Source organism: Pseudomonas sp. E6002, from assembly GCF_013385565.1.
Taxonomy (GTDB): Bacteria; Pseudomonadota; Gammaproteobacteria; order Pseudomonadales; family Pseudomonadaceae; genus Aquipseudomonas.
This window is the reverse complement of record NZ_JACAPT010000013.1, coordinates 32,076-55,318: the sequence shown is the minus strand read 5'-3', so window position 1 is coordinate 55,318 and position 23,243 is coordinate 32,076. Positions and strand designations below refer to the sequence as shown.

Annotated in this window: 15 protein-coding genes and 1 pseudogene; 10 read left to right on the top strand and 6 right to left on the bottom strand. The window is 62.2% G+C overall.

Annotation, left to right across the window (positions count from 1 at the left end; translation table 11 throughout):
- The first annotated feature begins 27 nt into the window (after nt 1-27).
- The 3 genes from HX815_RS12980 (at nt 28) to HX815_RS12970 (ending at nt 2,651) form a co-directional block, all read left to right on the top strand.
- Nucleotides 28-537 carry a hypothetical protein gene (locus HX815_RS12980; RefSeq protein WP_102370220.1) on the top strand — a complete coding sequence of 170 codons (510 nt, stop codon included), beginning with the start codon at nt 28-30 and terminating at the stop codon, nt 535-537.
- Nucleotides 534-1,082 carry a nucleotidyltransferase family protein gene (locus tag HX815_RS12975; protein WP_177028368.1) on the top strand — a complete coding sequence of 183 codons (549 nt, stop codon included), beginning with the start codon at nt 534-536 and terminating at the stop codon, nt 1,080-1,082. The genes HX815_RS12980 and HX815_RS12975 overlap by 4 nt, the downstream gene beginning before the upstream one ends.
- Before the next feature lie 111 nt (nt 1,083-1,193).
- A complete protein-coding gene (locus tag HX815_RS12970) occupies nt 1,194-2,651 on the top strand; it encodes a glycosyltransferase family 39 protein (protein ID WP_177028367.1) in 1,458 nt (485 codons plus the stop codon).
- A 6-nt stretch (nt 2,652-2,657) separates the two neighbouring features.
- Here HX815_RS12970 and HX815_RS12965 read toward each other — a convergent pair whose 3' ends face one another.
- Entirely contained in the window at nt 2,658-3,881 is a 1,224-nt protein-coding gene (locus HX815_RS12965; protein WP_177028366.1) for an OprD family porin, read from the bottom strand.
- Nucleotides 3,882-4,053: 172 nt separating this feature from the next.
- Between HX815_RS12965 and HX815_RS12960 the strand changes: the two genes are divergently transcribed.
- From HX815_RS12960 to HX815_RS31900, 6 genes and pseudogenes are all read left to right on the top strand, one after another.
- Entirely contained in the window at nt 4,054-4,950 is an 897-nt protein-coding gene (locus HX815_RS12960) for a LysR family transcriptional regulator (RefSeq protein WP_003212270.1), read from the top strand.
- Nucleotides 4,951-5,058: 108 nt separating this feature from the next.
- Nucleotides 5,059-6,498 carry a YfcC family protein gene (locus tag HX815_RS12955; RefSeq protein ID WP_177028365.1) on the top strand — a complete coding sequence of 480 codons (1,440 nt, stop codon included), beginning with the start codon at nt 5,059-5,061 and terminating at the stop codon, nt 6,496-6,498.
- A gap of 19 nt (nt 6,499-6,517) precedes the next feature.
- Entirely contained in the window at nt 6,518-8,320 is a 1,803-nt protein-coding gene (locus HX815_RS12950; RefSeq protein WP_177028394.1) for a CocE/NonD family hydrolase, read from the top strand.
- 64 nt (nt 8,321-8,384) lie between these two features.
- Nucleotides 8,385-14,129: a membrane-targeted effector domain-containing toxin gene (locus HX815_RS12945; protein WP_177028364.1), complete on the top strand. Its 5,745-nt coding sequence runs from the start codon at nt 8,385-8,387 to the stop codon at nt 14,127-14,129.
- A 151-nt stretch (nt 14,130-14,280) separates the two neighbouring features.
- Nucleotides 14,281-15,378: pseudogene (locus tag HX815_RS31905) on the top strand (methyl-accepting chemotaxis protein); the annotation flags it as partial.
- Nucleotides 15,370-16,233, top strand: coding sequence for a methyl-accepting chemotaxis protein (locus HX815_RS31900; protein WP_371132985.1), 864 nt, complete (start codon nt 15,370-15,372; stop codon nt 16,231-16,233). The pseudogene HX815_RS31905 and the gene HX815_RS31900, both read left to right, overlap by 9 nt.
- Nucleotides 16,234-16,884: 651 nt before the next feature.
- Here the strand turns inward: HX815_RS31900 and HX815_RS12935 are convergent.
- From HX815_RS12935 to HX815_RS12920, 4 genes are read right to left on the bottom strand one after another with little or no spacing between them, the layout of a single operon-like run.
- The gene (locus HX815_RS12935; protein ID WP_177021603.1) at nt 16,885-17,253 is read right to left on the bottom strand and encodes a glyoxalase superfamily protein; all 369 of its coding nucleotides are present in this window, start codon (nt 17,251-17,253) and stop codon (nt 16,885-16,887) included.
- Nucleotides 17,254-17,282: 29 nt separating this feature from the next.
- A complete protein-coding gene (locus HX815_RS12930; RefSeq protein WP_177028362.1) occupies nt 17,283-18,746 on the bottom strand; it encodes an amidohydrolase family protein in 1,464 nt (487 codons plus the stop codon).
- A 1-nt stretch (nt 18,747) separates the two neighbouring features.
- A complete protein-coding gene (locus HX815_RS12925) occupies nt 18,748-19,608 on the bottom strand; it encodes a MurR/RpiR family transcriptional regulator (protein WP_003212283.1) in 861 nt (286 codons plus the stop codon).
- A gap of 15 nt (nt 19,609-19,623) precedes the next feature.
- On the bottom strand, nt 19,624-21,027 hold the full coding sequence (locus tag HX815_RS12920) for a gluconate:H+ symporter (RefSeq protein ID WP_177028361.1): 1,404 nt from the start codon (nt 21,025-21,027) through the stop codon (nt 19,624-19,626).
- Nucleotides 21,028-21,220: 193 nt separating this feature from the next.
- Here HX815_RS12920 and HX815_RS12915 point away from each other — a divergent pair, with 193 nt between their 5' ends.
- Entirely contained in the window at nt 21,221-21,613 is a 393-nt protein-coding gene (locus HX815_RS12915; protein ID WP_003212286.1) for a lysozyme inhibitor LprI family protein, read from the top strand.
- A gap of 129 nt (nt 21,614-21,742) precedes the next feature.
- Here the strand turns inward: HX815_RS12915 and HX815_RS12910 are convergent, their stop codons facing one another.
- Nucleotides 21,743-23,188, bottom strand: a complete 1,446-nt coding sequence (locus tag HX815_RS12910) for a SulP family inorganic anion transporter (protein WP_087693438.1) — start codon at nt 23,186-23,188, stop codon at nt 21,743-21,745.
- Nucleotides 23,189-23,243 lie beyond the last annotated feature (55 nt).

The window sequence follows — 23,243 nt, the reverse complement described above, 5'->3', positions numbered from 1 at the left end:
TGTTGAAACATAAGGATGTGTGCCGCAGTGAACAAGAATTCCTACGCCTACCTGATACCTGTCGTGCTGGGCGTACAGCTTCTGTTGGCCGTGCTGTTTATATGGCAGTTCAGCATCTCACCGGCCATCCACTTCAAACCGGTCGCGGAGAAAGCCTGTTTATCCGTATCTCTCGTCCTGACCCTGGCTGCGTCCGTGATTGTCTGGCGGGTAAGAAAACCTCAGCTGCGGCTCGAAAAAAAATGGACCCTGCTTAAGGCGTTTGCCGGGATGTTCATCCTATGCACGCTGTTCTCGGTGACGCTGTTTTCATTGGCCATTTTATGTTCGGGCGGCACCCGCAGCAGCTATACGGCTCACTACGAATATTCGTCAGGCGGCAGTAAAAGCTGCAGCGGAATCACGGTCTTCGATGCTGAGCTGAATAATACGATTAAAATCTGCCGCCCCACGTGGATCGGTTATCGCGATGAGGTGAGGGTGGTGAAAGTCAGTAATGACCTGGGGATCGTTGTAAAAGAGGCCGTTATCCTTTGAGCGAGAAAGCCCTCCAGACCCTGATCAGCAGCGATGCCCAACGCTGGCACCTACTGGACATCGTCCGCTCCCTCGCCCTCCCCGACTGCTGGATCGGCGCCGGCTTCGTACGCAACGCGGTATGGGATCACCTCCACGGTCGCCCCCTATCACCACTGACCGGTGACGTCGACGTACTGTGGTTCGACGCCACCTGCACCAGCCCCGACGAAGACCGCCGCCTCGAAGCCCTCTTACACGCAGCCGAACCCTCCATCGACTGGTCCGTCAAAAACCAGGCCCGCATGCACCTGCGAAACGGCGATGCACCTTACCGCAACGCCAGCGACGCCATGCGCTTCTGGCCCGAAACCGCCACCGCAGTAGCCGTCAGAAGAACCGCAGTGGACGTATGCGAAGTTTCAGCCCCTCTCGGCCTGGCGGACCTGTTCAATCTCCAACTCAAACCCACGCCCCGCTTCACCCAGGAAAAACACGCCATCTACCAACAACGCATCACCTCCAAACGCTGGCTAACCCACTGGCCATTGCTGAAACAATCCTGACCCTACAAAAACCTCACATTCATTCACGAATTATTAAGAATCGCCCTCGTATACTCACCGATCGCCCGGGCCGTTCCCCCGAACGGCCCCCTGCCCCGGTAGCCAGAATCCATGACGCGTTCCGCTCCTCTGCTGCTCCTGCTCGCTGCGCTGTTGTTTTTCTTTGCCCTCGGCAATCACGAGCTGCAAGGCTCGACCGAGGCCCGTGTGGCCGGGATCGCCATGGCGATGCACCTGGATAACGATTGGGTGGTGCCGCGATTGTTTCGTGAACCGTTCCTGGAGAAACCGCCGCTGAGCCTGTGGCTCGACGCCGGTGCGATTCGCCTGTTTGGCGGTACCACTTGGGCAGTGCGTCTGGCGTCGGCGTTTGCCGGGCTGTTCAGTGTGATGCTGCTGTACGGGATGCTGCGCAAGTTTGGCCGGCCCAAGACGCTGGCGTTTGTCGCGGCGCTGATGCTGGCGACCATGGCCAGTTACTGGAGCAATGTGCGCGGTGTGGGTGAAGATTCGCTGCTCACCCTCGGGGTCACCATGGCCCTGCTGGCGTTCTATCAGGCCAACCGCCCCGAGTCGGAGCGCGACCGTTCCAACCTGGGCACCTGGTTGCTGTTCACCTTGGGGATGGTCATCGCCACGCTGAGTAAAGGGGTTCTGGGCCTGGCCATGCCGGGCGTGGTGATCTTCGTCTATCTGGCCAGCACCAGCCTGATGGATAAACGCTTCAAGCTCGGCGATTGGGTCAAGCCCGGGCTGTTCACGCTGCTGGCGCTGGTGCCGCTGATGATCTGGCTGGGTTTCCTGTACCAGCGCGACGGGTTGCAGGGGGTACGTGAAGTGCTGCTGACCAACAGCGTCGGGCGCTTCAGCGGTTCGTTTGTCGAAGCCGGTCACTACGAGCCGTTCTATTACTACATCGTCAAACTGCCCGAAGCCTTTTTGCCCTGGAATATCCTGGTGTACCTGGGGCTGTGGCACTTCCGCAAAAGCCTGGTGCGCAACCGCTACCGGCTGTTTTTCAGCGTATGGCTGGTAGCACAGTTCACCCTGCTGACGTTCGCCTCCAGCAAGCGCACGGTTTATCTGATGGCCTTGACGCCCGCCGCGGCAGTGTTGGCCGCCGAGTACGGCGGCGTCTTGCTGGGCTGGCTGAAAAGTCGCGGACAGGTTTCACACATTGCCGAACACGTTTATGAAAACCGACGGGGTCTGGTAGGTGGCTTCTTCACCGTGGTGGTGGCCTGCTACCTGATTGCGGCTTTCTGGTTCGCGCCCAAGGCCGATGTGCGCCAGTCGTTTGTGCCGGTAATCAGCCAGATCCAGGCAATGCAGGCGCAGGGCAAAGAGGTGGTGTTGTATCAGGCCAACGAGCGGATCGCCGGCGCCGGGGTGTTCTACATGCAGGGTTACTTGACGATCCTGCAGACGCCGGAGGAGCTCAAAAGTTACCTCGCGGCCAAGCCCGGCAACGTGGCCCTGGTGGACAATACTGACCGGCTGAACGTCCCGGTGAGGGTGGTCAAGGAGATGGCGATCAACCGTCAGCCGTACTATTTCGTCGAGCAGTAGGGCCTGTCACCACAGCGCCAGGTCGTACGTGAGGTAGACCCGGTAGTTGTCACGATCGCTCGCATAGGTCGAGCGATACGTGGCCTTGCGCAACTCGATGCCTACGCCTTTGAAGGTGCTGTCCTGGATCACGTAGCGCAGGTTGGTGTCCGACTCCCACTCACGGGCTTCGCGGCCCTTGAAGTCACCGTTCTGGCCCTTGTAGTAACGGGTCATGAAGGTCAGGCCCGGCAGCACAGCGACCAAGTCGTAGTCATAACGCAGCATCCAGGTTTGCTCACCAGCCTGGATGAATTTGCCGACACCTGCGTTGCTGAAGGAATACACCGTCGACACGCTGGCGTAGGGCAACGCGGTATCACCGGTGACTTTCTGATAACCCACGCCCAGCGCCTGCGGCCCTAGCCGGTAGGTGAACAACCCGCTGAACATGTCGCTGTCGACCTTGCCGTTGCGTGCCTCGCCCGCTTCGTTGCTGATGAAGTAACGCAAGTCACTGGTCAGGCTGCCGGCACCCACTGGCTGTTTATGCACCAGGCCAAAGAACTGCTGGCGATAGAATTCACGCATTTCGCCGTAGTACCAGGTACCGCTTAGCTTGGGCGTGAAGGCATAGGTGGCGCCGGCGAAATCAAAGTCGCTGCCCTTTTTGCCGCTGTAACCCTGGGGATAAATGTCCACGCTGTCGGTCGAGTTTCGCAGCTTGAACTTGTCCAGGTGCCCGGCGTGCACGTACAGGTTACGGACGCCGCTGTACTCGACCTGAGTGCCCTGGAATGTTTGCGGCAGCAGCCGGCCATCGTTGTACACCAGCACTGGAATCTTCGGCAGCAGCGTGCCGGTTTTCACCACGGCTTCACCGATGCGCATCTTCGCGGTCACGCCCAGGCTTGAGAATTCGCTGGCCGCGCGGCCATCGTCGTGCACCGGCAACAGCCCGGTGCCAGCATGGGCGCGGCTGGAGTCGAGCCGGATCCCCGACAACCCCAGCGCATCGAGGCCGAAACCCACCGTGCCTTCGGTATAACCCGATTGCAGGTTGAGCAAAAAGCCCTGGGCCCACTCCTTGCGGTCCTCGCCGCCGTCGCGGTAACCGTCGTTGAAATAGTAATTGCGCAAGGTCAATTTGCCGTGGGAATCCTCCCAGAAACCCTGGGCCATCAATGCCGGTGACAGGCTCGCCAGCAAGCCCGTGCACACCACTCCTCCCCTCGTGAAAAGCTCACGCATAACCGTCTCCCGAATGCCGTATTGTGATTTTTTATGGGCAGTTGCTGCCTGCGATACGCTGGACGGCGCCTCGCATTGCGGCGGACACTAACGGCTCCTCGAACGCCCGGCAACGTTATGCGAGAAGCGCATCAGGCTATGCGCAAAGCCCTCAAACCACAGGAAAATCACGGTGAATCTCAAGCAGCTCGAAGCCTTCAAGGCGATCATGTCCACCGGTTCGACCATCGGTGCGGCGACCCGCATGGGCCTGTCGCAATCCGCGGTCAGCCGGTTGTTGAGCCAGCTGGAAGAGGCATTGGGTTTCGCGTTGTTCCTGCGCAAAAAGGGCCGCTTGATGGCGACCCCGGAGGCTGAAGAACTGCTCGCCGAAGTGGCCGGCCTGGTCGACGGCATGCAGCGTATCCAGCGCCTGGCAGATGAGATGCGCGTGGGCCGTTCGCGCAAGAGCCTGATCAAGGTCGGGGTGCCCACCAGCATGACCCAGGAGCTGCTGCCGCGGATCGTCGCCGAGTTTCTCAAGGGCCGGGAAGACATCGTCGTCGAGCTGCTGACCGGTTCCTACGACATGATCGAACGGGCCGTGCTCGACCGTTCCGCCGACCTCGGTTTTGTGCGCTTGCCTACCGAGATTCCCGACTTCGAGATTGAACCGGTGCTGGAAACCGAAGGCGTGTGCGTGATGCCCGCTGACCATCCGCTGACCCGCCACGCCTGCATCGAAGTGCAACACCTGCGGGACGTGCCGCTGGTAATGCTGGGCCGGCAACGGGCCCTGCGGGCGGAGTTGAACCAGGTGTTTCGCGCAGCCAACCTGACGCCACAGGTGCGGGTGGAAGTGCACTCGGTGGGCGCCGCGTGCAGCTTTGTCGCCGAGGGGTTGGGGGTGTCGATCGTCAATGGTTTGCTGGCCAGCCACTTCATGCATTTGCCGATTGTGGTCCGCCCGTTTCGACCGGCATTGCCCTATGCATTCGGCCTGGCGTTTCGCGCGGATGAACCCAGGTCCAAGGTGGTGACGGCGTTTGCCGAGCACCTCAAGCACCGCCTGGCCGCACAAAACGCATAGCCCAACCCAGCCCGCGCATAACGTTGTCGCCGTTAAAACTTTGCCCTAGTGTCCGCTCCACAAGTGTCACCCGACACAACAATAACAGCGCACACCGGGGCAGCCAGCATGACCGAACCGCAGATCGTCCGTACCCACTCGCCCACTGAAACGCCGGTGGAAAAACCCGCGCAGCGCAAGCAGATCAACCCGGCCATCATTCTGTTGAGCATCGTGCTGCTGGCTGTCGCCTTCACCTACGCGGTGAACTCGGGCAAGTTCCAGCGCCAGAACGGCCTGGTGGTTCCGGGCTCCTATCAGGTGCTGGAAAAGCACGACTCCCTGGGCCAACTGTTCTCCCTCGAACCGCGCAAGGCCAGCGATACGGTCGCTCGGCCGGTATCGTTGGTCGAGGGCTTCATGGCCATTCCCCAAGGCATCGAAAAACGCGCTGCGCTGATTTTCATGGTGCTGTTCATCGGTGGGATGTTCGGCGTGTTGAACAAGGCCGGTGTGATTGATGCCGGTCTTGAACGCCTGCTGGGGCTGACCCGGGGCAATATCTACGTGCTGGTGCCCAGCCTGATGCTGGTGTTTTCCGCCGGCAGCACCTTCATGGGCCTGGCCAAGGAATTCATCCTGATCGTGCCGTTGATGGTGGCCATGGCCAACCGCCTGGGGCTGTCGAACCTGATCGGCCTGGCCATCGTGGCCATCTCGGTGAAGATCGGCTACCTGGCCTCCATCTCCAACCCGGTGGCGCTGTCCGTGGCGCAGCCGATGGTGGGGCTGCCGATTTTCAGCGGCCTGAGCATGCGCGTCCTGGCCTACTGCACGTTCCTGCTGGTGGGCATCGCGTTCGTACTGTGGAGTATCCGCAAGCACGGGTTTGATGCCAGCGCGCAGATCACCTTCGAACGCAAGCCGCTGCCCCTGCGCCACCTGCTGAACCTGATCGTGCTGGGGGCCGGCATTGGTTTCCTGGTGTACGCCTCGAACCGCTGGGAGTGGAAATACCACGAGCTGTCGGCGTTCTACCTGCTGCTAACCGTGGCCTTCACGGTGATCGCCGGGCTTGGCGCCAGCACCGCCGCCAGCGCCTTTGTCGACGGCATGAAAAAGGTGCTGATCGCCGGTGTGTTGATCGGCCTGGCGACCGCCGTGGAAATCATCCTCAGCACCGGCCAGGTGCTCGACACCATCGTCAACAGCCTCGCCAATCTGGTGGGCGATCATGGCCCGGTGGTCTCGGCCTACGGCATGTTCTTCGCACAACTGGGGCTGGATGTACTGATCCCGTCCACCTCGGGGCAGGCGGCGGTGACCATGCCGATCTTCGGGCCGCTGGGACAGCTCTCCGGCGTCAGCCCGCAAACCACGGTGTTCGCGTTTTTGATGGGCAACGGCCTGACCAACATGATCACCCCGACCTCCAGCGGCCTGTTGGTATTGCTGGCCACGGCCAACGTCGGCTGGGGCCAGTGGGCACGCTACATACTGCCGCTGTTTCTGATCTATGCGGTGCTGGCGATGGTGTTGTTGGCCATTGCCGTAGGCACCGGGTACTGACCCCATGAGTGTTTTTCCCATGCAGACGCTGCACAACCAGATGATCGCCATGCGCGACGGCATCCACCTGGCCACCGATATCTACTTGCCCCACGGTCCAGGCCCTTTTCCGGTGGTGATCGAACGCACCCCGTACGACAAGAGCAAACCATCGCGCTCGGAAATCCAGCTCGACGGCCAGCATATTTCCCGCGAGCAGATGGCCGCGCGGCTCACGGCCCAGGGCTTTGTCGCGATCTTCCAGGATTGCCGCGGGCGCTATGCCTCCGAAGGCGTGTTCACCAAATACACCGCCGAGGGCGAAGACGGTTGCGACACCCTGGCCTGGATCGTCGAGCAGCCGTGGTGCAACGGCAAGATTGGCAGCATGGGCCTGTCCTACGCCGCCCACACGCAACTGGCGATGGCCTGCCTGCATCCGCCGGGCCTCGCCAGCATGGTGCTGGACAGCGGCGGCTTCGCCAACGCCTACCAATGCGGGATTCGCCAGGGCGGCGCGCTGGAGCTCAAGCAGGCCACCTGGGCGTTTCGCCAGGCCAAGGAAAGCCCGGCGGCCCTGGCGGATCCGAAGATCCTCGAAGCCCTCGAACAGGAAGACATCCACCAGTGGTTCAAGCGCATGCCGTGGCACGCCGGGCAATCGCCCCTGCGGCATGTGCCGGAGTACGAAGCCTATCTGCTGGAGCAGTGGGCCCAGGGCGACTTCGGCCCGTACTGGCAAGCACCGGGCATCTACGCCGAAGGGCATTACCACGATCTGCCGGATATCCCGGTGCTGTTCATGTCCAGTTGGTACGACGCCTATGTCAGTTCGACCCTCGCCAACTACGCGGCGTTTTGCGCCGGCAGTACGGCGCAGCATCAGTTGATCATGGGCCCCTGGCTGCATGGTGATCGCAATATCACTCACAGTGGCGATGCGCAATTTGGTGCACCAGCGGCTTTCGACGGGCAGGTGGCGAAAGACTGGTTGAGCTGCCGCCTGGACTGGTTTGAACGCACCCTCAAGGGTTCGCCGCTGCCTGCACCCGCGGCGGTGAAGGTGTTCTTGATGGGCGGTGGCACCGGTGAGCGCGATCAACAGGGGCGCTTGCAACATGGCGGGCACTGGATCGACAGTCATCAATGGCCGCTACCGGATAGCCGGCAACTCACCCTGCACCTCACCGCACAACGCCAACTGCAACCTGAACCGCCGACCACCGAGGGCCAGCTCAGCTACTGCGCCGACCCGGCCGATCCGGTGCCGACCATCGGTGGCGCCCTGACCTCCGGCGCGCCGATTTTTGTCGGCGGCGCTTTCGACCAACGCGAGCGGGCGGACTTCTTCGGTACCCGTGGCGACCAGCGCCCCCTGGCCGAGCGCAGCGATGTCTTAAGCTTCCAGACCGAGCCACTCAGCCACGACCTGATCGTCGCAGGCCCGCTGCGCGTGGAACTGTGGATCGACAGCGATGCGCCCGACACCGACTTCACCGCCAAACTGGTCGACGTCTACCCGGACGGCTACGCCATGAACATCACCGACGGCATCCTGCGGGCCCGCTACCGAAACACCTGGGAGCACCCCACCCTGCTGACCCCGGGGGAGCGGGTCAAGGTGGTGATCGAACCCTTCGCCACCTGCAATCTGTTCCAGCGCGGCCACCGGTTGCGCCTCGACATCGCCAGCAGCAACTTCCCGCGCTTTGACGTCAACCCCAACAGCGGCGAAGCACCCGGCCAGGCAGAACATCCCAGGGTGGCGCGCAACACGCTACACCTGAGTACCGATTGCCCGTCACGCCTGATACTGACCGTGGTCGAGGCCTTGAGTAACTAACTACCGCCATCCACACGCCGAGACTGCGCACCCTCAGGGACCATTGACTCCCTGAGGACCGGCCATGCCCGCCCAGCCCCCGAACACATCACCACTTACCCCGGAACAACTGAACGGCTACCTGCTGCAAATCGGTCATCGTCTACAGATTTTCCCCAACGGCCACGCACCGGCAGCACAATCCTCTGCCGAGTTGCTGGAGATGCAGGCGCTGCACGCCGCCCTGGCAGAAGAAAGCCGCTGGTGCCTGCAGAACGCACAAGTGCATTACACCGTCCCCGGCGACTGGGTGATCCAGGGCGAACCCGGCCGGTTGAACCGCACGCGCATCAGCCAGGCATTGCACAAGAAGCTGGCGGCCCTGGAAATCGAACGGCGGCCCAACGGCCATCTACGCAAGAACTGGATACTCGACAGCCACCAGCCGATGCTGGAGGCCGAGGCCAGGCTGAAGGTCAAGGATCGCCTGCTCAGCCCCGCCGACCAACTGCTGGTGACGAATATCGTCAGCGGCCCCGAGCTGCGCCCGGGTATCCATCGCCTGACGTTTCGCTACCGCCAGCAGACCATCGAGTTCGCCGGGGTGTTCGTCCTCACGCGCAGCCAGACACCGGCCACCCACCTGGAGATCGAGGACGGTGATGTGTTGCTGTTCACCCCTTCCCGAGGCCTGGAGGCTTTCACCTCGCTCAAACACCTGGACCGCACGCTGCAAGAGCGCCTGAAGCAGTCGGCCTGGCGTCAGGAACTGCTGCAACACTTGCCGCGCCGTTACCAGCACTTGCGCGCGGCAAGTATCTGGCCGCTGGTGCCAGAGCCTATCGACAGCCTCCCGCTGAACGAACACACCTACAATGCCCTGCAGGACAAACAACATCAGGACATCGCGTTTGCCCTTGGCCTGGACGGCCACCCCGCGCCGACAGACGTCGCCAGAATGACCCTCGAACTGGACCAGGCGCTGCGCTGCTCGCCTTGGGACTTGTCCTCGCGCCTGGAACTGCGCGCGCAACAGTTACTGGAAAAGCTGCTCCACGAATCCGCTCCCGACTGGTACCGCAGCGCCAATGAGGCCCAGCGCAAAACCCTCGCCGAGCACCTGCGCACCTATGAACACCTCAGCCTGCAAGTGCTGGCGCTGCTCGGCCCCGCGGCCTCGCCGGAGGCCATGGCGCGCCTGCAATTGCTTGAGCACCTGGACGACGACCTGGATATCCAGGGCCTGATCCCCGAGCAACTGCAGATCAGCACCGAGCGCACCCTGAAGTCAGGCAACTCGTACAACCAGCACAACAACCTGGTGCAACTGGCGGTACGTGGCTTGCACCGTGGCGATGAACACGCCGGTTCCGAGTTTCTCGAGCACACCCAACTGACCTACGCCCAGCAGCCATTGCCGCCCGAGTTCCAGGACGTCACCCCGGCTTACCTCGCCGAGCTGCTGGCCAAGGTTCAACCAAGCCTGACCTTCGCCGAAGAACAAAAGCGCGCCCACAGTTTGCCCGCCGTACAGGAAGCCATGCAGCAGATGCTCGACAGCCGCCTGCTCGCGCTGGCCTACAGTGCATCGTTGCAAAACCATATCAGCGCGGACGACTACGCACTGCTGCAAACCCTGAGTGAAGGCCCCTCGCCCACACTCACTGCCTGCTGCCTGTTCCTGCACAAGGCTCCGCTCAAGGACCTGTGGGTGCTGCGCCAGACCGATGCAACGGGCGCGGTCAAACGCTTGCTGCTGTGCACGCCTCACGCGCCACGCGCCGAACAGTTCCAGGCCTTTGGCAGCGAGCGGGAATTGCAGGCGCATATCCTCGGCTGGAGCCAGGAGATAGCGTCCGCTCCAGGTTCGCGCAGCATGAAAGACTACCTGCTTGAACAGTTGGTCAGCCGGATCCGGCCCAAATACAGCGCGATGCTTTCCGCCCTGGGTTTTACCCCGGCCAGCCTTGAGTATTTGATGATCAGTTTCGGCGCGCCCTCCACCTACGAGGCCTGCCTGGTGGAAATGAGCACCACGACGCTGGCCATGCAGGCCGATGAATACCTGTATCAGATGCCCAAGTGGCTGAGCCAGGCATCGGCAGCCGACCGACAGAAACTCGCCGATCTCAAGGAACAGGCACTGGGCGCGGCACAGGCCTACGCCGCAAGCCCGGGTAGCCCACAACAGTTTCCCGACTTCGACAGTTACTTGCACAAGGCGGCAAAAGCCGCCCTCAACCAACTGCTCGGCAACCCGATCCCGGCGGTAGACCCAAACCTCGTGGGCGTGATCACCCCGCGCGAACGCGTCAGCTACACCACGCTGTACCGCAACGGCTACGACGCCAGCCTGGGCTTTATCAACCCCGACGCCAGTACCACCGCGCAGTTCAAGGGACCGCCCGGCGTCGACCTGAGTCGACTCACCGCGCAAACGGTGAGCAACTCGGTCAGAGGCACCTGGATCGGTGATCGCTATGTCGCCGAGGTAGAGAAAACCCTGCTGGACCCGCAAGGCCCCCACTATGCATGGCGCCGCAACATGGCCCTGGAGGTTGCCCAACTGCACATGCACGTCGCCGCGCTTGAGTGCTGCCTGCAAGGCTGCCTGGCAACAAGCGACCTGGCCTGGCTGGAAAAAAGCATCGACAGCCTGGCCGATAACAGCGATGCCGTGCGCAATCGGTATCGGCTCTATCCCCTGCACATCAGCGGGCAAGTGATCGATGGCTGCTACCTGTTCCACCACGCCAACGACCTGCCCCTGCTCTACACCCCGCACGCACCGGATGGCATCGCCTTCAGGCCGCAACGGGAATTCAACGAACGCCTGAAAAACCTTGAAGGCATGGACACCTACTACATCAGCCGGGTCGCCAGCGTTGAGCGCGCGGCGTTCGAGCCGAGGTTGCATGCGTTGGTGGCCGGCCTGCCGGCACAGCTCAAGGGGCTGTATTCCAAGCCGGTGTTCGACGAAGTGCCTCGCACCGCACTGCCGCTCAAGAACCTGCATTACCACACCTACGACAAAAAGCTGCGTCACCGTATCGACGAAGTCAAAAGCACCACCACCGGGCGCTTGCAGATGATCATGGAACTGGTCAGCGTCATCGGCGAAATCACCATTGCCGTGCTGACCGCGCCCTTCCCGGCACTGAGCATGGCCTTGGGCGGCTTGCTGGTGTTCAAGGATTCGATGCTCGCCCTGCATGCCTACAGCCGCAACGACACCGCCGCCGCGCTGGGACACTATCTGGGTGCGCTGCTCAATGCCGGCGGGACGTTGTTGACCGACCTGCGGCCCCTGCTGTTCGCCCCCGTCAAGCTCGCCCGTCCGCCGTTACGCCATATTGCCCGGGTGACCAAGGACCAACAGGCCATGACCTTGATCAAGCAACTGCAACCGCAGCCCCCATTGCCCCAGGGCATGCAGCCTGTGCTGTTTGCCGGCGACAGCCTGTGGGCCTCGCACACCCCGGACAGCCTGGGGCGATTCCTGTTGTTTCGCTACGACAACACCAGCGGGCAATTGCGCTCCACCGGCAAGCTGGTGAACCAGACGGTGGACGGCCAGTGGCAGCGCTCCGGTGTCATCGGTGGCATGCCTGGCCCTGAAAGACTCGGCCAGCCCTATGAGTTGTCGGAAAAGTTTCGTCGCGACGTATCGGCTGTCATCGCCCCCGAGGACCGGTCGGCGCTGTTCCTGCAAATCGCCTACCTGGATCGAGACCTCAATACCCACAGCATCTGGATCTCGCGTCGGCAACTCGCCCCGGCACTCAAACAGCACCTGGACAACGTCAGGGCCCTGACGGATGACGCCGACGCTTTTTTTGCACGGTTGCCCGCCGTGGTTCCCCGGGCCGAAACCCTGAACCCTGCGCCAGACATTGCCCTGCGTGACTTGCTCAAGCTGCTGATCGATGACGCGCACAACCTGGTGGTAGGCGAGGCACCGTTTTCCACCGCGGCTAAACAGGTGCTGATCGAAAACATGCAGTACCTGCGCGAACTGAACGTGACGGTTCTCTATATCGAGCCGCTGTGGCGCGACATTCATCACCTGAAAACCCACTCACGGTTTTCCAGTGGTTTCTCCAAACGGGCCGAGGGCCAGCTCAAATCCATCGACAAGGAAAATTACCGCGACCCCGACGGGTTGCACGGCCACTGGATGCTGGTAAACACCGCGCAACAGCACGGGATTGAGGTTCGGCCGTTGAACGCCTCAAGCTCCTACGACCTGGAAAACACCCTGTGCCTGTTTGATTCACGCCCGGCCCCGATTCGGTCCAACCGGCTGACCAACTTTTACTCCCACACCCTCATCAACGACGACCAGGCGAAAAAACCGGGCGAACGCTGGATAGCGTTGGTTGATCAAAAACGCATGAGCACCTATCGCGGCACGCCGGGCCTGGCCGACCTGCAAAAGAGCATTGCCCTGCGGGTCGACGACGCCTTCGACCAACCCACCCGAGTCATCGCGGATGTGGCCGGCGGCATTCCCGGCGATGCCCTGGCCAAGGGCGACCTGAAGCTGTCGCTGCACACGGCACGCCAACCGGCGCCGCACCCGGGGCCCTCGGTGGAGCGCTCACACGCGCTACGGCCAACGCGCCCTCTGCCTGTTGAGGCGCCGCGCCACTTCAGCACCTTTGACCTGCCCCATGAACACCTGGGCCTGATCAGCGAGGAAGTCACCTTGCCGATAGGCACGCGTGAAGCGCTCTTCGCCACCGCCTACAGGGAGACCGCCAGCAGCCGTCGCGCGGCGCAAACCACCTTCGACCAGACCCGCAAAAAACTTCAGGATCAGGCCCAGGCGTTTTTTACCGAACACACACCGCCTGCTCGGGGAGCACTGCCTGCGGTCGACCCGGCCCTGGATGAGGCGAAGTTTATCGACCAACTGCTGGACACCGCCGATGGCCTGGTAGTCGGCGAAGCCCACGCCGGTACGTCGAGCAAAGGCTTCCTCAGCCGGCACATGGAATACCTGAAGGGCCCGCGAGAAGTAAAAACCCTGTACATGGAGCAACTCACCACCGAGCTGCATCAGGCCGACCTGGATATCGTCCACAGCCTGGGCTTTATGCCAGATGAACTGTGGAGCTACCTCAACGCATTGGACAAAGGCCACGGCGTACCGGCCGACAGCCCCTACGGTTTTGTCAGCCTGGTGCAGGTGGCGATGAAGCATAACGTGCGGATCCGCGCGCTCGACTGTGTCGCCAGCTTGCGGGTGGACGGCATGCCCGCCTCCAGGACATCAATGTTCAACTACTTTGCGACCCAGGTGATCCGCGCCGATCAGCTTCAACAGGGGCCGCACAAGTGGGTCGCACTGGTGGGCGAAACGCACGCCAATACCCATCGCGGCGTGCCGGGCATTGCCGAGCTCAACAACGGCATCAGTTTGCTGTTGGACGATGTGCCTCCCGGCTCGGCCACCGGCTTTGTGCGTGAGCCCGCCAGCGTCCAGGCGCTGCCGCGCGAGCAGCAATGGCCATTGGTGCGCTACGACTTCAAGAAAAACGTCGAAGTCGCCGGTGCGCCATTGCCGCTACCTGCCACGCCCGCACCACCCCTCAGCCTCGAACAACGCCTGCGGCGCAAAGGCGACTACCTGCTTCAGCGCACCCTGGACGACGGGTTGGAGATGGTCCATAAAAACCGCGACGGCGTACTGGTCCACACCGCGTTGCAGCAGGATGCCAGGGGGCACTTCGTCAATCGCTGGAACCTGGATGACCGCCGTTTCAGCAGCAGGGAAGCGTTGATCGACATCATCACCACCAGCAAAAGAATGCGCCAAGTCCACTGATCCTCGCACCGCCCTCTGCATGAGGGCGGTGCGACCGCTCGTCGCTCACGTTCCATAAATCCTGCCCTCACGAAAAAACCGTTTCAGCTCTCGCCAGGGCTGCCGATACCTCCTGACTACCCATCGGCTGGTCGCTACTTCCAGCAACCGGATGTACCCGCAAATCTGTTCCTGGAGGAATGCGATGAATAGTTGGTTCGGCAACATCAGCGTCAACATGAAACTGGGCCTGGGCTTCGGCCTGGTACTGGTCCTCACCTCGATCCTCGCGCTCACCGGCTGGACCAGCCTGGGCGGCCTGATCGACCGCAGCAACTGGATGAGCGACATCACCCAGCTCAACGCTTCACTGACCAAACTGCGCATCGTGCGCCTGCAATACATGTTGGCCAACGGCGACGAAGCCGTGGCGCAAAACGTGCAGACCAACCTCGACAGTTTTGTGGCCCAGCAACAGAAGCTGCTGGACAGCTTCAAGAGCCCGGACAACCTCAAGCTGCTCAATGAGCAAAAAGCGATCATCACCGCTTACCAGCAGTCCTTGAACAAAATGCGCGAGGCCTACCGCAACGGTAACGCCGCGCGCCAGGTCATGGGCGACAAGGCTGACATCGCCAATGCGCAGATCAGTGCCCTGGACGCCAGCGTGCGGCAGATGCCCGATAGCGCCGAGCGCTTTGCCCAGTTCGAGGCCGTGACCAGCGCCAAGGAACAGTTCCAGTTGGCCCGCTACGAAGTGCGCGGCTACACCGGTAACGTCAACGCCGAGACTGAAGCCCGCGCCGCCGCGCAGATCGAGAAAGCCATCGACGGTCTGAAAGGCCTGCACGCAGCGTTTGGCGCCAGCCAACAGCCTGCACTGACCGCCCTGGAAACCGCCCTCGGCGCCTATCGCAGCGCGGTGCAGAACTACAAGGCGGCCAACGCCAACATCGTCTCGGCCCGGGCAGAAATGACCACCCAGGGCACCGACATTGTCACCATCAGCGACAAGCTGTACGACATCCAGCTGCAACGCCGCGACGCCGAAAGCGCCCAGGCCCGCAGCCTGCAACTGATCAGCACATTGCTGGCCTTGCTGGTGGGCATCGTGGCTGCGGTGATCATCACCCGCCAGATCACTCGCCCACTGCGCGAGACCCTTGCCGTGGTGGAGCGCATCGCTTCCGGTGACCTGAGCCACAACATCCAGGTGACCCGCCGCGACGAACTCGGCGTGTTGCAACAGGGCATCCAGCGCATGGGCACCACCCTGCGTGAACTGATCAGCGGCATCCGTGACGGCGTGACCCAGATCGCCAGCGCCGCCGAAGAGCTGTCGGCCGTGACCGAACAGACCAGTGCCGGGGTCAACAGCCAGAAGATCGAGACCGATCAAGTGGCCACCGCCATGCACGAAATGACTGCCACCGTGCAGGAAGTCGCACGCAACGCCGAACAAGCGTCCCAGGCTGCCTCGGCCGCCGACGGTGAAGCCCGTGCCGGTGACAAGGTGGTGGCCGAAGCCATCGCCCAGATCGAACGTCTGGCTGCCGAAGTGGCACGCTCCACCGACGCCATGACGCACCTGCAACAAGAGAGCAACAAGATCGGCAGCGTGATGGACGTGATCAAGGCCGTGGCCGAGCAGACCAACCTGCTGGCGCTCAACGCCGCCATCGAAGCAGCGCGTGCCGGTGAAGCGGGTCGGGGTTTTGCGGTGGTCGCCGATGAGGTGCGCGGCCTGGCCCAGCGCACCCAGAAATCCACCGAAGAAATCGAAGGCCTGGTGGCCGGTTTGCAGAACGGCACCCAGCAAGTGGCCGCCGTGATGAACAACAGCCGCAGCCTCACCGACAGCAGCGTCGAACTGACGCGCAAGGCCGGTGTGTCGCTGGAAAACATCACCCGTACGGTGTCGAATATCCAGTCGATGAACCAGCAGATCGCCGCAGCCGCCGAGCAGCAGAGTGCCGTGGCGGAAGAGATCAGCCGCAGTATCGTGAATGTGCGGGACGTGTCGGAGCAGACTGCAGCGGCCAGTGACGAGACGGCCAAGTCAAGTGTGGAACTGGCGCGTTTGGGCGGGCAGTTGCAGCAGATGGTCAGCCATTTCCGGGTGTAAATCCCAGGTACAAAAAAGCCGCCCCGGTCGAAACCGGGGCGGCCCACTTCTCAGACCTTAACGGTCATCAAAGCTGTCCCGCAGGAATTTCCACACGTGATAAACACGCAGGGAGTTCACTACGAGGTCCCACGTACGTCGTGCAAACTTGGACATACTCGGCCCTCCATCAGTTGGGCCTACCTCCAGCGCACTTACCGGAACACGTGAGCCTTCGGACGCAGGTCAATGCTTCCAGTGAGGCGGCCGGGCTTTGGGTCCTCCCGCATGAATCCGGCACGGATTACTAGCCCGTGGCGTTCGGTCCATAAATTCGCGCGCGTACCCAGCCCACCTACAAACGACATACACAGAACGGGGGCGATACTAACGAACATCCCGCTCAAAGGTGTGACCTGGGAGAACTAATCCACCGGTAACGCTCCAAGAATTTATTGCCAGTTTTTGCAGTCGTCCTTAAATAGCGTAGATCTCAAAGAACTGAAAACACCGAGTGTCACCAGGCCTTGCGTGATGCCTGAACCGACAGTAGTATCCGGTCAGCAGGTCAATGCTTCCGGTGAGGCGCAACCCCAGCCGCGAACTGGGATTGCAATAAAAAACCGCCCTACTAAGGCGGTTTTTTATTGCCTGCGATTTATGCGCGCAGCCTCAGCTGCTGACTTCTTCAACAAACACCAACCGGTTCCCAGACGGGTCGCTGATGCTCATCTCGCGGCTGCCCCACGGCGTGTCTTCAATACCTGGCTTGGCGTTGCGGTAATTCCTGGCCAGCAATTGTTGCTGGTACGCTTCCAACCCTTGAGCCTGAATCCGCACCGCCGCACCTGGCGTGCAATCGCCATGGTGCTCGGACAAGTGCAGCACGCAGTCCCCCAGCGACACCTGCAGGTACAGCGGAAAGTTGTCTTCAAACCGGTGCTGCCAATCGACCTTGAACCCCAGGAAATCGACGTAGAACTCCAGGGTCTTGGCCTCGTCGAAACTGCGCAAGATGGGGGTGACTTTTCCTAAGTGCATGGCGATTGCTCCGTATTTGAGAGCGGCCACTATACGGCCGCAAATCCCTTTCGCAAATCCCCACTGCGCGCCAGGAATCGTCCGGACCGCTGCCCATTGGCCTGCCCGTCGCTGTAGCTGAGCACGCCATTGACCCACACACCGTCAATCCCTTCCGCCGCGCGCTGCGGCTCTTTGAAGTCCGCCACATCCCGCACCCGCAACGGATCAAACAGCACCAGATCGGCCCAGTGTCCTTCACGGATTTCACCGCGCTCGGCCAAGCCAAAGCGCGCTGCCGACAAGCCAGTCATCTTGTGCACGGCGGTGTGCAGCGGGAACAAGCCAAGGTCCCGGCTGAAGTGCCCCAGTACCCGGGGAAACGCGCCCCACAGACGTGGATGAGGAAACGGATCTTCCGGCAAACCATCCGAGCCAATCATCGACAGCGGATGCGCGAGGATGCGCTGCACGTCGGTCTCGTCCATCCCGTAATACACCGCCCCGGCGGGTTGCAGGCGGCGTGCGGCGTCCATCAGCGGCACCGCCCACTCGGCGGCGATATCCTGCAGATCCCGCCCGCCCATTTCCGGATGCGGCGCAGACCAGGTGATGGTGATGCGAAACGCATCGGTGACTTGCTTGAGGTCCAGGGTCGAAGAGCTGGCCGCATACGGGTAGCAATCGCAGCCCACCGGATGGGTCTTCGCCGCGTGTTCCAGCGAGGCCAACAACTGCGGACTGCGCCCCCAGTTACCGGCGCCCGCGCACTTGAGGTGGGAAATGATCACCGGCGCCTTGGCATGCCGGCCGATCAGAAAAGCCTCGTCCATCGCCTCCAGCACCGGTTCGAATTCGCTGCGCAAATGGGTGGTGTACACCGCGCCATACGCCGTCAGTTCTTCACTCAACTGCAGCACTTCATCGGTCTCGGCGTTGAAGGCGCTCGCGTATGCAAGCCCGGTGGATAAACCCAGGGCACCGTCCGCCAGACTCTCCTGCAACTGCACGCGCATCGCGGTGATTTCACCCGGCGTGGCGGTACGGTGCAGGTCGTCCATATGGTTGCTGCGCAGCGCGGTGTGGCCGATCAGCGCCGCCACATTGACGGCCGGGTGGGCGTTTTCCACCGCCGCGCGGTAATCGCTGAACCGTGGGTAGGCAAAGGCCTCGGCGGTGCCCAGCAGGTTCATCGGGTCCGGCGGATCAGCCTGCAAGCTCACGGGCGAGGCGCTGATGCCGCAGTTGCCGACAATCACCGTGGTCACGCCCTGGCTCAGCTTGGGCAGCATCTGCGGGTGACGGATCACCACCGTGTCGTCGTGGGTGTGCACGTCGATAAACCCCGGCGCCAATACGCGCCCGGCAGCGTCGATTTCATGCTCGGCGCTGTCCCGGGACAGGTCGCCGATCTTCTCGATACGGCCCTCGTGCACTGCCACATCGGCGACATAGCCGGGGGTGTTGCTGCCATCAATGATCAGCGCCTGGCGGATCAGCGTGTGGTACTTCATCTCAATCTCCAAGCGGCAGGCTGTCAGGGCCGCCGCGATAATCGTCCAGGGCCAGCTTGATCCGTCGCAGGCGTTCCTGGTTGTCGTCCGGCATGGCCAAGGCCAGCTCGGTAGCGAGCACATCGATGGCCAACAGCATTCCGTAGCGCGCCGCCGTTGGCTTGTAGATAAAACTGGTTTCGGCCGGTTGCAGCGGCAGCAGCACGTCGGCCAACTGCGCCAGCGGTGAATCCGGCAGGGTGATGGCGATGATTTTTGCGCCGTAGTTGCGTGCCAGCGCCACCACGCCCAATACCTCCGGGGTGATGCCGGTCAGCGAGCAGACGATCAGCGCATGCTCCGGGCCCAGGGTGGCGGCGGTCACGCGCATCATCACCGGGTCGTGGCAGGCGTTGATCGCGTAGCCCAGGCGCACCAGGCGCACTTGCAACTCGTCGCTGCACAGGCTCGACGGCCCGCCCATGCCGAACGCGTGGATCATCCGCGCATTGCCCAGCAGGCTCACGGCGTCGACAAAACTGCGCTGGTTGAAACCGGACAGGTGCCGGCGCAACGTCGCCTCGATATCGCTGAGAATCTGCCGGTGAAACGCCGACTGCTCCGGCAGGCCCGCCGGGTCGAGGAAACGGCTGCCGACACCGCTGGCCTGGGCCAGTTGCAGGCGCAGGTCACGCAGGTCGCGGCAGCCGACGCTGCGGGCAAAACGCGACAAGGTGGCGGTGCTGACCTCGGCCCGTTGGGACAATTCTTCCAGGCTGGCGGACGCTGCAAAGCCGACATCATCGAGCATCAGCTTGGCGATACGCCCTTCGCCGGCGCTGAAGGAATCCTGGCGGGCGCGGATCTGGTAGAGGATGTCCATCGGTTCGGCTCCGGGTTACAAGATGCAGGACAAACCATAAGTCAGACCGAAGGCGACCACCGAAATCAGGGTCTCCAGCACGGTCCAGGTCTTGAAGGTCTGGATCACCGTCATATTGAAGTATTCCTTGATCAGCCAGAAGCCGCCGTCGTTTACGTGGGAAAAGATTACCGAACCCGCGCCGGTGGCAAGCACCAGCAATTCCGGGTGTGGATAACCCAGGCCCATCGCAACCGGTGCGACCACGCCTGAGGCCGTGGTCATGGCCACGGTGGCCGAGCCGGTGGCGATGCGCATCAGCGCGGCGAACAGCCAGCCCATCACCAAAGGCGACAGGTTGAAGGCGTGGGCCAGGCCGAGGATCTCATTGGTGACGCCGGCGTCCACCAGAATCCGGTTCAAACCACCGCCCGCGCCCACCAGCAAGGTGATGCTGGCGGTCGGTGCCAGGCATTCGTTGGTGAACTTGAGGATCGATTCGCGGTTGAAACCCTGGGCTAGGCCGAGGGTCCAGAAGCTCACCAGGGTCGCCACCAGCAGCGCAATCACCGAGTTACCGATAAACAACAGGAACTGGTTAAAGGCGGTGCCCGGTGTGGAAATCAGGTTGGCCCAGCCGCCGATCATCATCAGCACCACCGGTAACAGGATGGTGCCCATGGTCAGGGCGAAACTCGGCAGGCGGGTGCGCGGCGCGCGGTCGATGAACTGGCGTTCCAGCGGGTTTTCCGCTGGCAGGTGAATGTGCGGCACGATAAATTTGGCGTACAGCGGGCCGGCAATGATCGCGGTGGGTATGCCGATCAAAATCGCATACAGCACCGTCTGCCCGACCGAGGCGTTATAGGCCAGCACCGCCATCATCGCCGCCGGATGCGGCGGCACCAGCGCATGCACCACCGACAAGCCGGCCACCATCGGCAGGCCGACCATCAGGATCGACACGCCCACCCGCCGCGCCACGGTAAACGCGATCGGCACCAGCAACACAAAACCGACCTCGAAAAACAGCGGCAGCCCCACCAGGAACGCGATACACACCATTGCCCAGTGCGCGTTACGCTCGCCGAACCGGTTGATCAGCGTGCGCGCCACCTGCTCGGCGCCACCGGACTCGGCCATCATCTTGCCGAGCATGGTGCCCAGCGCGACCACCAGCGCAATATGCCCCAGCGTCTTGCCGACGCCGGCCTCGTAGGAGCCCATGATCGTATCCGCCGGCATTCCGGCCAACAGCGCCAGGCCGATAGACACCAGGGTGATGACGATAAACGGGTTGAGCCGGTAACGCGCGATCAATACGATCAATGCAATGATGGCGATGGCGGCGTAGATCAACAGCCAATACCCCGGTGATGCGGCCATGCGGTACTCCTCGGAAAGGGTCACGTCGAATAGGTTGTGAAAGTCATAAATCATTACCGAGGTGCATTTTCAATTTTTATGAAAGTAATTTTCGCCCACAGACAAGCCCTGTCGCGCAGGGATATGCCCAGGGTCAGTGGATGAAAATTCGGGGGGCGTTCTTACATGAAGATCGCCGGGGCTGGAAACTCAACTGCGCAGGCCGAGTCTTAGACTGCACACCGACTCATGACCAGGAAAACCCAGAATGAATCGTAACCCCCTGCTTGTTCCTTTCGCCGCCGGCGCACTGTTGCTGGCCTTGTGCGGCACGGCCTCGGCCGATGAGAACCCGGCACTGAAAAAATGCATGGACGGCGCCAACACCACCGCCGACATGGTCGATTGCAACGCCAAGGAAACCAAGGTGCAGGACGCGCGCCTGAACACCGCCTACAAAACCGCGATGACGGCGATGGAAGGCAACCGCAAGCAGCAGCTGCAGGACGTACAACGCCAGTGGCTCAAGTTTCGCGATGCCAATTGCGGCTTCATCGGCTCGGCCACCGGCGGCACTATTGATCAGGTCAACGGCTCCGGCTGCGTGCTGGACATGACCCAGACCCGCGCCCAGGAACTGGAAAACCTGGTCGGGCCATGATCGTTCCCACGCTCTGCGTGGGAATGCATCCTGTGACGCTCCGCGTCACGATTTTAAGAGCGGACGCGGAGCGTCCAAAGCGGCGTTCCCACGCAGAGCGTGGGAACGATCATCGCACTTCAACAACGGTCAGTCGTGCTGCACCCGGGCGCGCTTGAGCAGTTTGCGGCAGCGCTCGGACAGGTGCAGCACCCGCAGATGCTTGCCGGCCTTGGTGTAGCGCTCGCGCAGGGTCATCAATGCAGCAATCGCCGAATAGTCGACGAAGCTCAAGTGACGGCAATCCAGCGTCACCTGGGCCGGGTCGTTGGCCGGATCGAAGCGATTCAAAAACGGCGTGGTCGAGGCAAAAAACAGCGTGCCGTGCACCCGATAGAGTTTGCTGCCGTCCGCTTCCATATGTTCATCCGCGTACAGCTCGCGCGCTTGCTGCCAGGCGAAGTTCAGCGCCGCAATCACAATCCCGCACAGCACCGCCGTCGCCAGGTCGGTGAACACGGTAATCACCGTCACCGCCATGATCACCAGCACGTCGTTGAGCGGCACCTTGTTGATCACCCGCAGGGACGCCCAGGCAAAGGTCTGCTGGGACACCACAAACATCACCCCCACCAGCGCCGCCAGCGGAATGCGCTCGATCAGCGGTGACAGAAACAGAATGAACAGCAGGATCATCACCCCGGCAAATACCCCGGAGAAGCGCCCTCGCCCGCCGGAGCTGAGGTTGATCACGGTTTGTCCGATCATCGCGCAGCCGCCCATGCCGCCGAACAGGCCCGAGACCATGTTGGCGGCACCCAAGGCCACGCTTTCGCGGTCCGGGTAGCCGCGGGTTTCGGTGATTTCGTCGGTGAGGTTGAGGGTCAGCAGGGTTTCCAGCAGGCCGACCATGGCCATCAGGATCGCGTAGGGCGCGATGATGTGCAGGGTTTCGAGGGTCCAGGGAATCTGTGGCAGCGCGAAGGTCGGCAGGCCGCCGGCGATGTGGGCCATGTCGCCCAGGGTGCGGGTCGGCAGGCCGAGCAGGTACACCGCCAGACCTACGCCGAGGATCGCCACCAGGGCTGGCGGTACGGCGCGGGTCAGGCGCGGCAGCAGGTAGACGATGGCCATGGTTGCCGCGACCAGCCCGGTCATCACGTACAGCGGCGTGCCGCTGAGCCAGGTGTCACCGCTTTTGAAATGCTCCAGCTGCGCCAGGGCAATGATGATCGCCAGGCCGTTGACGAACCCGAGCATCACCGGGTGCGGCACCATGCGCACCAGCTTGCCCAGGCGCAACAGGCCGAAGGCGACCATGATCAACCCGCCCAGTAATACCGTGGCCAACAGATACTGCACGCCGTGCTGCACCACCAGCGCGACGATCACCACCGCCATCGAGCCGGCGGCCCCGGAGACCATGCCAGGCCGGCCGCCGAACAGCGCGGTGAGGGTGCAGATGATGAATGCGCCGTAAAGGCCCATCAGCGGGTTGAGATGAGCCACCAGGGCAAAGGCGATGCATTCGGGCAGCAAGGCAAAAGACGTGGTGAGTCCGGCCAGGGCGTCGGCGCGCAGACGGGTGAGGTTCATTGAAGTACCGGGGAGTTGCGGGGGATAAGGCTGGGGATGGTACGGAATTGGGCGG